Origin of the sequence: Cellulomonas persica, assembly GCF_007989825.1 — a bacterium.
Classification (GTDB): Bacteria; Actinomycetota; Actinomycetes; order Actinomycetales; family Cellulomonadaceae; genus Cellulomonas; species Cellulomonas persica.
In genome coordinates, this window is the sequence record NZ_BJUA01000019.1 from 32,526 (window position 1) to 43,060 (window position 10,535).

The following is a 10,535-nucleotide window of genomic DNA, read 5'->3' on the forward strand; positions in this document are numbered from 1 at the left end:
CGTCACTGGCGCACCGCGCGCAGCGACGGGTGCGCACCCGCGGCGACGAGGTCGGCCACGGAGCGACGCGGCGCGTCGTCGGTCACGAGCGCCTCCCCGACGAGGACCGCGTCCGCGCCCGCCCGGGCGTAGTCCATGACGTCGTGCGGCCCGCGCACGCCCGACTCCGCGATCTTGACGACGTCCGACGGGATCGACGGCGCGACCCGTGCGAACGTGCCCCGGTCGACCTCGAGCGAGCGCAGGTCACGCGCGTTCACCCCGATGACGCGCGCGCCGGCGTCGACCGCCCGCGCGACCTCGTCCTCGTCGTGCACCTCGACCAGCGCGGTCATGCCGAGCGAGTGCACGCGCTCGACCAGGGACTCGAGCACGGTCTGCTCGAGCGCCGCGACGATGAGCAGGCACAGGTCGGCGCCGTGCGCCCGTGCCTCCCAGACCTGGTACGGCGTGACGATGAAGTCCTTGCGCAGCACCGGGATGTCGACGCGGGCCCGCACGGCGTCCAGGTCGGCGAGCGAGCCGTTGAACCGCCGGGCCTCGGTGAGGACCGAGATCGCGGCGGCGCCGCCGGTCTCGTACTCCGCGGCCAGCGCGGCCGGGTCGGAGATCGCCGCGAGCTCGCCCTTCGACGGGCTGGAGCGCTTGACCTCCGCGATCACGGTGACGGCGTCCTCGACGCGCAGGCGCGCGATGGCGTCGATCGCGGACTCGCGGCGCGCCGCGAGCTCCTTGACCTGCGCCAACGGCGTGAGCGCCTCTCGGGCGGCCAGGTCCTCCCGGACTCCGGCGACGATCTCGTCGAGCACGCTCATGGCTGCCTCACCCCTCGTTACGACCCCCGGAACCTCCGGCCGTGCGGCATGTGCGAGGTTCGCTCCCGGCCATCGTAGAGGGGTCCGAGAGTGACCCCGACCACGGCCCGCCTGGTGGACCGGCGCCGGCGCGGGCGGGACGCCGGATGCGGCGACCGCCCGGAGCGGCGCCGAACGGGCGTCGTGCAGGTCACCCGGCGATGACGGGCGGCCGAGCCGTCAGCGACCGGTTCAGGGGGCCAGCCAGGGCGCGAGCGCGGGCACGTTGCGTGCGACCCAGTAGGCCAGGATCACCACGAGCAGCGTCCAGATGCTCCACGCCGGCAGGACGAGCCGCCGCGGCCGGCCGGTGACGCCGCGGCGGAGCCACGCGACCCAGGCCGCGACGAGCACGGGCAGGGTGAGCACGAGAGCCGGGTTCATGGCCCAGGCGCCGGCGAGGTCCAGGTGGGCCAGGTCGTGCACCGCGCGCAACGACCCGCAGCCCGGGCAGTACAGCCCGGTCAGCGTGAGGAACGGGCACGTCGGGTAGTGGCCCGGCTGGTGCGGGTCGACCGCAGCGAGCACGGCCACGCCCACCACTGCGGCAGCGGCGACGGCCACCGCCGCACGCACGCCCGCCCGGTCGGGCGCCGGTGCCGAGCGCGCCACCGAGGACCGCAGGGTCTGGGCGACCGTGCGGTCCTCGGCACCGCTCGTCGTCACATGCTGCTCGAGTCGCTCGACAGGATCCCGCCGACCACGAGGGCGACGTACGCGAGGATGCCGACCGCGCCCGCGACCGCGCTCCAGATCGCGAACTGCTTGGCCTTGCGCGACGCGTCGTACGCACCGGCGGCGTCGCCGGCGTACCACTTGCTGTTGACCTGGGCGGCGAACACGATCGACGGCACCCCGAGCGGGAGGCAGCACAGCACGGTCGTCAGGATCGCCCACACGAGGTAGTTGGGCGGCGGCGGGGCGCCGTAGCCGGCGCCGCCCGCGGGCGGCGGAGCGGTCGGGTACCCAGGAGCCTGCGCGCCGTACGGGGTCGACGGGTACGACGGCGTGGACCCGTAGGCCGGCGGGGTGCCGTACGGCGGCTGCTGCCCGCCGTCGGGCTGCTGTCCACCGGGCTGCCCGCCGTAGGGCTGCCCGCCGTTCGGCTGCTCGCCGGACGGGTTGTAGGGGTCATAAGGCGTGGACATGCGGCGCTCCAGGGGTCGGACGGTCGGTGGGGTGCTGCTGATCACTGCTATCGGTCGTTCCCGCCCTGCGGACAAGTCCGGGGACCGACGAGCTGGGCGCGTGGCCCGTCACGCGGCGCAGGAGCCGGTGCCGGTCCTCGGCGCGGCCGGGCGGGCGCCGCCGACTGTCCCACGAGCGGCCCGGGACGTCGAGCCGCCGCTCCGAACACGAGCTCAGGACGTCTGCCAGACTGAGAGCGTCGCGACGAGGACGATCAGCACGCCGAGGCCGGACAGGACCGTGCCGATCCAGCCCGTGATGATGCCGCCCGTCGCCAGGCTCTCGTTGTTCGCCTCGCCGGCCGCCGCGGCGCGCTTGGCCTTGTTGCCGACGACGATCGCGGGGATGCCCGAGAAGAGGCCGCAGAGCACGAGGCTCGCGATCCCGAGGACCAGCGACCACACGGCGAGCCCGTTCTTGGGCAGGTCTGCCGCGTACCCGTACGCGGGCGCCTGGCCGTACGGCGGCTGCCCGTACGGCGCCTGGCCGTAGGCCGCAGGCTGACCGTAGGCCGGAGGCCGGTCGTGTGCCGGCGGCCCACCGTAGGCGGGTACCGAGGCGGCGGCCTGACCGTTCGCGGGAGCACCGGGCGCCGAGGCGTCGGCCGGCGGCGGCGCGTACGGCGACGAGCTCGCCGGGTCGCTCGGCTGCAGCGGGTCCGAGGGCTGGTCGGGCGTGCTCATCAGGTCTGCTCCCGTCGCGTCGCGTCGTCGTCGGGACTCACTCTGCCAGGAGTCACGCGCTGCGCGGAGCAGGCCGGGCCGGTGCGGGGCCGGACGGACGGCGGTCCGTCAGGGGGCCAGGGCCGAGAAGCCCGGCAGGTTGCGCACGACGCCGAACACGACGATCGCGACGAGCAGTGCCCAGGCGGACCACGCCGGGAGCGTCGGGGCGCTGCGACCGCGCGCCGCGCGGACCACCCACCAGACCCACAGGCCCACGACCACCGGGACGAGCGAGACCCACAGCGGGTTCATCGCCCAGGCCGCGGCGAGGTCGCCGTGCGCGAGGTCGTGCGTTGCGCGCAGCCCGCCGCACGCCGGGCACGCCAGCCCGGTCGCCGCGTAGAGCGGGCAGAACCCGTAGCTCCCCGACCGGTGCGGGTCCCGCACCGCGAGCACGAGCGTCGCCGCACCCACGATCCCGGCGGTCAGCAGCGGCCCGCGCCACACCCGCGCGGCGGGAACCGCGCGGTGCTCGACGGTGCTCATCGCTGGTCCACCCTGCTGCGCCCGTCGTCCGCTCAGAACCCGCTCGAGCTCATCGAGCCGATGCCGCGGGCGACGAAGGAGAGCACCGTGAGGCCGACCGCCACCCACCCGAGCACGACGCCCGCCTTGGCCTGGCCGGCGTTGACCACCAGCCCGCGCGCAGCGGCGGACGTCGCGCGGCCGCCCAGGACGATCGCGGCGATCGCAGCGGCGAGGCCGACGACGGGGCACGCGCACGCGAGCACGACGCCGAGGATGCCGAGCACGAGGGCCCAGGTCGCGTACGAGGCCCCGGTCGCCGGCCCGTACGGGCGCCGGGGCGCTCCGTACGCCGGAGGTCCGTACGCGGGAGGTCCGTACGCAGGAGGTCCGTAGGCCTCGGAGCCGTACGCGGGGGCACCGTACGGTGAGCCAGGCTGCGGCGGCTCACCGGCGCCGGGCGCGCCGTCACCGGGCGTCCCGTACGCAGGAGCACCGTTCGCCGGACCGTCCTCGGTCGCCGGCGTGCCGTACGTCGGAGGCGTGCCGTACGCGGGAGGCGTGCCGTAGACCGGCGGGGTGCCGTACTCGGGAACCGGCGCCTCGCCTCCGGCGGGCGCCGAACCACGGGTCTGAGAAGGCGCGGGGTCCGGGTCGCCGTCGCCGCCGGGCTCGGAGTCGTCGTCCGACGCGCCGCCCGAGGACGGCGTCCCGAACGTCGCGGGCGCCTGGTAGACCGACGGTGCGGTGTAGCCCGGGGGCGGCTCGTACGCCGGCGGCGGCTCGTACGCGGGTGGGCCGGGGCGCGCCGCTTCCGTCGGGCTCGCGTCCGGGCTCGAGAGCGCCTCGTCGTCCGGTGCGGACGCACCGGGCACCGAGGGGTCGAGCGGTTCCGACGGCTCGTGCGGCTCGTCGGGGGCGGGCGGCTGCGCAGGAGTGCTCATGTGTCCTCTTCGTCGCAGAACGTGAAGCGCCGACGCCGGCGTGCGGCGTGCGCACGGGCCTGCCGGCCGCGCCGCGGTGAGCTCAGCGGGCGCGACCCGCCGGCCGCGGCTCAGTGACCGCCGTGCGCCTGCTTCGCGAGGGTCGCGGCGCCACCCTGGCCGTAGCCGAGGACCTGCAGCACCTTGCCCACCACCAGACCGACCACGCAGACGCCGAGCCCGGCCCAGAACAGCCAGACCTGCGCGAAGACCATCGCGAGCGCAGCGATCAGGGCACCCGCGACGACGGTCCACGTCGTCGTCCACGCGGCCACCGTGTGCCCGTGGTTCGTCGGCGGCGCGCTGGGCGGCAGGTGCACCGCTTCCGTCACGGTGGGGTTCTGTGCGCGGTGCGCCAGCGTGTTGTCGGCCATGGTCGACCCTTCTCCAGTGGTTCTTCGCTCACCCTAGCGTGCAGGTCGTCGCGCCACGTGGCACGTCCGCTGCGACGGTGGACACACGTGCGCGGGCGCTCAGCGCCCGCCCGAGGCCGGGTCGTCGGCCTCGCTCGGGTCGTCGCCCCGGGACAGCGCGTCCCACTGGTCACGCTCGTCGACGGGCTCGTCGCGCGTGCCGGTGCGCGGCCCTGCGGTCGCTCCGGCGGCGGCTCCGTGCGCGTGGCGCTCCGGACGGGCGTGCCGGTCGCGCCGCTCGGTGGCGGACCATCCGCCCGACGCCCGCGCGAGCCACACCGCGAGGAGCACGTCGAGGAGCCCGACCCCGAGGGCGACCCAGGGCCAGGCCGCGACGACGACGTCACCGACGACACGCTCGATCCCGATCTGGTCCGCGACCGCTGGCGCCATCGCGGCAGCCGGATCCCGCAGCACGCCGACGGCTCCGCCCACGACGAGCAGCCCCGCCAGCGCCACGGTGGCGACCACGACCCAGCGACCGATCCGCCCGACGAGCGCGACCGCACCGGTCGCGGCCAGCAGGACGAGGGCCGCCGCGACGAGAGTCGGCGCCGCCGCGGCTCCGGAGACCCGGATGGTCTCGGCCGCGCCGAGCACGGACTCGGTCGTCGCCGTGAGCCACGTCGGCACCGCGCTCAGGCCCGTGAGCGCGGCGGCGAGCAGCAGGGCACCCGCGGCGCGGCCGCGACCGGCACGCCCGGCGGACGGCGCCGGCACCGGTGCGACGGACGAGCCGTCGTCGGACGCCGTCATCGCGACGAGTCGGCCCGACGCAGCCGGGACGCGACCTGGATCGCGCGGACCGCGGCCTGCGCCTTGTTGCGGGACTCGGCGTACTCGAGCTCGGGCACGGAGTCGGCGACGATCCCGCCACCGGCCTGCACCGACGCGCGTCCGTCGCGGATGAGCGCCGTGCGGATCGCGATCGCCATGTCCATGTTTCCGGCGAAGTCGAAGTAACCGACGGTGCCGCCGTAGATGCCGCGACGTGCGGGCTCGACCTCGTCGATCAGCGCGATGGCCCGCTGCTTGGGTGCGCCCGAGAGCGTCCCCGCGGGGAACGTCGCCGTGAGCGTCTGGAGCGCGGTCGCCCCCGCACGCAGGCGCCCGACGACCGTCGACGTGATGTGCATGATGTGCGAGAACCGGCGCACGGCCATGAACTCGACGACCTCGACGCTCGTCGGGTCGCACACCTTGACCAGGTCGTTGCGCGACAGGTCGACCAGCATGATGTGCTCGGCGCGCTCCTTGGGGTCCTCGAGCACCTCGTCGGCGAGCTCGCGGTCCTCCTCGGGAGTCGCGCCACGTGGCCGCGAGCCGGCGATGGGGTACGTCGTGACGTGGCCCTCGTCGACCTTCACGAGCGTCTCCGGGCTCGAGCCGACGACCGCGAAGTCCCGCCCGTCGGCGTCCTGCAGCTGCAGGTAGTACATGTACGGGCTCGGGTTGATGGTGCGCAGCACGCGGTAGACGTCGAGGGGCTCGGCCGGGCAGTCCAGGTCGAGCCGCTGCGACATGACGACCTGGAACACCTCGCCGTCCCGGATCGCGTCCTTGCCGAACCGCACCGCGTGGTCGAACTCCTCACGGGTCGAGCGGAACCGCAGCTCGGGCTCGGGCACGTCCACCAGCACCGCGACCGCCGACGGGGCGGGCTGCAGCAGCTGCGCCTGCATCGCGTCGAGCCGCGCGACGGCGTCCGCGTGCGCGTCGTCGACGCGCTCGTCGGTGTCGTCGAAGTTGATCGCGTTCGCCACGAGCCAGACCGACCCGTCCTGGTGGTCGACCACGGCCAGGTCGGTCGCGAGCAGCAGCGTCAGCTCGGGGACGTCGAGCTCCTCGGGTGCCTTCCGGGGCAGCGTGGGCTCCCAGTGGTGCACGATGTCCCAACCCAGGGCGCCGACGAGGCCACCGGTCAGCGGGGGCAGCCCGGGCAGCACGGGGGTGCGCAGCACGTCGAGGGTCTCGCTCAGCACGTCGAGCACGTCCCCGCTCGTCGGGACGCCCACGGGCACGTCACCGGTCCACACGGCCTCGCCGTCGCGCACCGTGAGGGTCGCGCGTGAGCGGACGCCGACGAACGACCAGCGTGCCCACGTCCCGTCGGCCTCCGCGGACTCGAGGATGAACGTGCCCGCACGCCCCGCGCCGAGCGTGCGGTACAGGCCGACGGGCGTCACGTCGTCGGCCAGCAGCCGCCGCACGACCGGCACCACGCGGCGGTCGCGCGCGAGCTCCCGGAAGCCCTCGAGAGTGGGCCACGTCCCGCCCCAGGGCACCTGGGCCGTCTCGGCGCCGCTCATCGGGTCTCCCCCGCCTGCCCGGGCAGGGTCAACGGCAGCGCACCCCCGGCCTCGAAGCACGTGCGGGCGCCGGTGTGGCACGCCGCGCCGACCTGGTCGACCTGGACCAGCAGCGCGTCGCCGTCGCAGTCGATGCTCACGGACATCACGTGCTGCACGTGGCCCGACGTGTCCCCCTTGCGCCAGTACTCCTGGCGCGAGCGGGACCAGAACGTCACGCGACCGGACGACAGCGTGCGACGCAGCGCCTCGTCGTCCATCCAGCCGAGCATGAGCACCTCGCGCGTGTCGTGCTGCTGCACGATCGCGGCGACGAGACCTGCCTCGTCGCGCTTCAGGCGCGAGGCGACTGCGGGATCCAGGGTGGGCACCCGAGAATCCTGCCACGACCGGCCCGGACGTCCACGGCCTGTCCGCGCCGCGCGGACCGACCGCACCTGCCCCGCGCGTGGTCAGCGCGTCTGCGAGACCCAGGCGCCGTGCATGCTCGCGTAGAGACCGCCCGCCGCGACGAGCTCGTCGTGGTGACCGTGCTCGACCACCCGGCCCGCCTCCACGACCACGACCGCGTCCGCCGCCTCGGCCGTCGAGAGCCGGTGCGCGATCGTGATCGTGGTCCGGCCCGCGGTGAGCCCGGCGAGCGCGCGAGCGAGGCGCACCTCGGTCGCGGGGTCGACGGCCGAGGTCGCCTCGTCGAGCAGCAGCAGGTCCGCGTCGGCGAGGTAGGCCCGCGCGAGGGCGACGAGCTGCCGCTCGCCCGCCGAGAGCGACTCGCCCCGCTGCCCCACGGGCGTCCCGAGGCCCGCGACGAGCTCGTCGACCCACGGTCCGAGCCCGAGCGCGTCCACGGCCTCGCGCACGCGCGGGTCGTCGTGCGGTGGGGTCCAGCGCGGGTCGTGGTCGTGACGCAGGCCGTACGCGATGTTCTGCGCGAGCGTGCCGTCGAACAGGAAGCCCTCCTGGGGCACGAGCACGACGCGGCGCCGCAGGTGGTCGTGCCGGATCTCGCGCAGGTCGACCCCGTCGAGCAGGATCTGGCCGCGGGTCGGGTCCACGAGCCGGGCCACGAGGCGCGCGATCGTCGTCTTCCCCGAGCCCGTCGCCCCGACGACCGCGACCGACGAGCCGGCCGGCACGACGACGTCCACGTCGTGCAGCACCGGCGGGCCGTCCGGGTAGGCGAACCCGACGCCCCGTAGCTCGACGCGCGCGGGAGCCCGGTGGGAGACCGTGCCGCTCTCCCCCGGGTCGACGAGCTCGACCGGGGTCTCGAGCACGCCCAGCACGCGGCGCCAGCCGGCCACCGCGTTCTGCAGCTCGTTGAGGATCTCGGTCGCCATCTGCACCGGACCGGTGAACAGCTGCACCAGGAACAGGAAGGCGAGCAGCCGCCCCACGGTGAGGTCTCCCGCGACCCCGAGGTACGTGCCCGCGACCACGACGACCGCGAGCACGAGGTTCGCGGTGAGCGCGCCGGAGGAGAACACCGTCGCGACGAGGTTCTGCGCGCGGATCATCGCGCGGCGCGTCGCGCCGATCGCCGCGTCCGTCGAGCGCTGCGTGCGGTCAGCCACGCCGTACGCGCGGATCGTCTCGGCGCCGACGACCGACTCCGAGATCGCACCGAGCATCGCCCCGTAGCGCTCGCGCACGGTCGAGTAGCGCGCGTTGACCCGCTTCTGCAGCGGCTGCAGCGCGATGACGAGCGGCACGAACCCGAACCAGACCAGCAGCGTGAGCTGCCACGAGTACACCGCCATGAGCGCCGTGGCGACCAGGATCTGCAGCACCGAGACGAGCAGCATGATCCCGCCCCACTGCACGAACAGCGAGATCGTGTCGACGTCGGAGGTCACGCGCGACACGAGGCTGCCGCGGCGCTCGGTGCCGCGCGTCAGGACCGACAGGTCGTGCACGTGACGGAACGCGCGCGTGCGCAGCTGCAGCAGCCCGGCCTCGCTCGAGCGGAACAGCCGGATGTTCACCGCGGCGGAGCACAGCGCGCCGAGCACGAGCCCGGTCGCGGCGATCCCGGCGAGCGTCGCCACGCGCGCGACGTCCGGCCCGCCGGCGGCGAGGATCCCCGTGTCGACGGTCTGCTGCACCGCGATCGGCACGAGCACACGACCGACCGCGGCGAGCGTCGCGAGCAGGATGGTGACCCACACGCCCTCGACCAGCCGGGGCGAGACCTCGATGCCGCGCCGCAGCGTCGCGAGCACGCCCAGGCTGCTCGCGGACGCCATCGAGTGCCCGCGCGTCGCGCCGTCGTCGGAACCGCTCGAGCCGTCCACCGTCGTGGAGCCCGTCGCCGCGGTGTCCGTCGCCGTCGAGCCCGTCGCCGCGCTGTCCGTCGCCGCGGTGTCCGTCGCCGTGGTGTCCGTCGCCGTGGTGTCCGTCGCCGTGCCGTCCGTCACCGTGGGCTCCTCACCTGCGCGCGTCATCGGGCGTCCGCCGTCTCGTCGAGCGGGGCGTCGAGGTCCTCGTCCTCGTCCCACGCCCGGCCGGCGCGCCGCTCGCTTTCACGCTCGTACGCGGTCGCGAGCTCGCGGTACCCCGGGTCGCGCGCGAGCAGGTCGGCGTGCGTGCCGCGGTCGACCACCCGGCCGCCGTCGAGGTGCACGACCTCGTCGGCCAGCAGCACCGACGACATGCGGTAGGCGACCAGCAGGACCGTGGGCCCGGGCTCGCCCGCGGTGCCGCGCAGACCGCGCAGGATCTCCTGCTCGACACGCGGGTCGACCGCGGAGGTCGCGTCGTCGAGCACGAGCACGCGCGGACGCCGTACCAGGGCGCGCGCGAGCGCGAGCCGCTGGCGCTGACCGCCCGAGAGGTTCGCGCCGCGCTCGCCCAGGTGGGCGTCCAGGCCGCCGGGCAGCGCCCGGACCACGTCGTCGACCCGCGCGACGCGCAGCGCGTGCCACACCTCGTCGTCGGTCGGGCACGCGGGGTCGTCGGCGTCGGCGAGGGTGACGTTGCCGCGCACCGTGTCCTCGAAGACGAACGCGTGCTGCGCGACGAGCGCGACGTGGCTCGCGAGGTCGTGCGGGTCGAGGTCGCGCAGGTCCACGCCGTCGACGAGCACCGCACCACGGTCGGGGTCGGACAGTCGCGGCACGAGCGTGACGAGACTCGTCTTGCCGGCGCCCGTCGGCCCGACGACCGCGACGATGCGGCCTGCGCCCAGCTCCAGGTCGACGTCGTCGACGAGCGTGAGGGGACCCTGCGGCGTCTCGACGACGCGCGTCGCGTGGTCGAACCGCACGGCCGCCCCGGCGGCCGCCGGGCTCCAGCGGGTCGAGCCGGCGGGCAGCGCGCCGGTGCTGTCGACCACGCGCGCGATCCGGTCGTAGCCGACCAGCGCACGCGGGATCTCCCCGAGCACCCAGCCGAAGGCGCGTACGGGTACCGCGAGCAGCGTCAGCAGGTACGCGGCCGCGACCACGTCACCCGTCTCGATGCTCCCCGTCGACACGCGCCACGTCCCGACGACGAGCACCGCGAGCGTGCCCACGTTCGGGAGCAGGTCGATCACGGGGTCGAAGAACGCCCGGACCACACCGACGCGCACGTTCGCGTCCGCGAGCCGGCTCGCCCG

Annotated in this window: 12 protein-coding genes; all 12 read right to left on the reverse strand. The window is 75.2% G+C overall.

Annotated features, from left to right (window positions below):
• Positions 1-2: 2 nt before the first annotated feature.
• Complete coding sequence (gene trpC / locus CPE01_RS14725) at positions 3-815, reverse strand: indole-3-glycerol phosphate synthase TrpC (protein WP_146807569.1); 813 nt, start codon at positions 813-815, stop codon at positions 3-5.
• A 231-nt stretch (positions 816-1,046) separates the two neighbouring features.
• Positions 1,047-1,520, reverse strand: a complete 474-nt coding sequence (locus CPE01_RS14730; protein WP_246783981.1) for a DUF2752 domain-containing protein — start codon at positions 1,518-1,520, stop codon at positions 1,047-1,049.
• Positions 1,517-2,002, reverse strand: a complete 486-nt coding sequence (locus CPE01_RS14735; RefSeq protein ID WP_146807570.1) for a CD225/dispanin family protein — start codon at positions 2,000-2,002, stop codon at positions 1,517-1,519. The genes CPE01_RS14730 and CPE01_RS14735 overlap by 4 nt, the downstream gene beginning before the upstream one ends.
• Before the next feature lie 213 nt (positions 2,003-2,215).
• The gene (locus tag CPE01_RS14740) at positions 2,216-2,725 is read right to left on the reverse strand and encodes a DUF4190 domain-containing protein (protein WP_146807571.1); all 510 of its coding nucleotides are present in this window, start codon (positions 2,723-2,725) and stop codon (positions 2,216-2,218) included.
• A gap of 108 nt (positions 2,726-2,833) precedes the next feature.
• Positions 2,834-3,253, reverse strand: a complete 420-nt coding sequence (locus CPE01_RS14745; protein WP_146807572.1) for a DUF2752 domain-containing protein — start codon at positions 3,251-3,253, stop codon at positions 2,834-2,836.
• Positions 3,254-3,285: 32 nt separating this feature from the next.
• On the reverse strand, positions 3,286-4,176 hold the full coding sequence (locus CPE01_RS14750) for a DUF4190 domain-containing protein (RefSeq protein WP_146807573.1): 891 nt from the start codon (positions 4,174-4,176) through the stop codon (positions 3,286-3,288).
• A gap of 110 nt (positions 4,177-4,286) precedes the next feature.
• The gene (locus tag CPE01_RS14755; protein WP_146807574.1) at positions 4,287-4,589 is read right to left on the reverse strand and encodes an HGxxPAAW family protein; all 303 of its coding nucleotides are present in this window, start codon (positions 4,587-4,589) and stop codon (positions 4,287-4,289) included.
• 99 nt (positions 4,590-4,688) lie between these two features.
• Complete coding sequence (locus CPE01_RS14760) at positions 4,689-5,384, reverse strand: Trp biosynthesis-associated membrane protein (protein ID WP_146807575.1); 696 nt, start codon at positions 5,382-5,384, stop codon at positions 4,689-4,691.
• The gene (locus CPE01_RS14765) at positions 5,381-6,937 is read right to left on the reverse strand and encodes an anthranilate synthase component I (RefSeq protein WP_146807576.1); all 1,557 of its coding nucleotides are present in this window, start codon (positions 6,935-6,937) and stop codon (positions 5,381-5,383) included. Before CPE01_RS14765 ends, CPE01_RS14760 begins: the two co-directional genes overlap by 4 nt.
• On the reverse strand, positions 6,934-7,308 hold the full coding sequence (gene hisI / locus CPE01_RS14770; RefSeq protein ID WP_146807577.1) for a phosphoribosyl-AMP cyclohydrolase: 375 nt from the start codon (positions 7,306-7,308) through the stop codon (positions 6,934-6,936). The genes CPE01_RS14765 and hisI overlap by 4 nt, the downstream gene beginning before the upstream one ends.
• Before the next feature lie 81 nt (positions 7,309-7,389).
• On the reverse strand, positions 7,390-9,183 hold the full coding sequence (locus tag CPE01_RS14775; protein WP_146807585.1) for an ABC transporter ATP-binding protein: 1,794 nt from the start codon (positions 9,181-9,183) through the stop codon (positions 7,390-7,392).
• A gap of 194 nt (positions 9,184-9,377) precedes the next feature.
• Positions 9,378-10,535 (reverse strand): ABC transporter ATP-binding protein (locus CPE01_RS14780; protein ID WP_146807578.1); only part of this gene is annotated, 1,158 nt, incomplete at its 5' end.

Bases quoted from the DNA above. Each gene is read 5' to 3' on its own strand.
- trpC (WP_146807569.1), bottom strand. From the start codon at position 815: ATGAGCGTGCTCGACGAGATCGTCGCCGGAGTCCGGGAGGACCTGGCC.
- CPE01_RS14735 (WP_146807570.1), bottom strand. From the start codon at position 2,002: ATGTCCACGCCTTATGACCCCTACAACCCGTCCGGCGAGCAGCCGAAC.
- CPE01_RS14740 (WP_146807571.1), bottom strand. From the start codon at position 2,725: ATGAGCACGCCCGACCAGCCCTCGGACCCGCTGCAGCCGAGCGACCCG.
- CPE01_RS14745 (WP_146807572.1), bottom strand. From the start codon at position 3,253: ATGAGCACCGTCGAGCACCGCGCGGTTCCCGCCGCGCGGGTGTGGCGC.
- CPE01_RS14750 (WP_146807573.1), bottom strand. From the start codon at position 4,176: ATGAGCACTCCTGCGCAGCCGCCCGCCCCCGACGAGCCGCACGAGCCG.
- CPE01_RS14755 (WP_146807574.1), bottom strand. From the start codon at position 4,589: ATGGCCGACAACACGCTGGCGCACCGCGCACAGAACCCCACCGTGACG.
- CPE01_RS14760 (WP_146807575.1), bottom strand. From the start codon at position 5,384: ATGACGGCGTCCGACGACGGCTCGTCCGTCGCACCGGTGCCGGCGCCG.
- CPE01_RS14765 (WP_146807576.1), bottom strand. From the start codon at position 6,937: ATGAGCGGCGCCGAGACGGCCCAGGTGCCCTGGGGCGGGACGTGGCCC.
- CPE01_RS14775 (WP_146807585.1), bottom strand. From the start codon at position 9,183: ATGGCGTCCGCGAGCAGCCTGGGCGTGCTCGCGACGCTGCGGCGCGGC.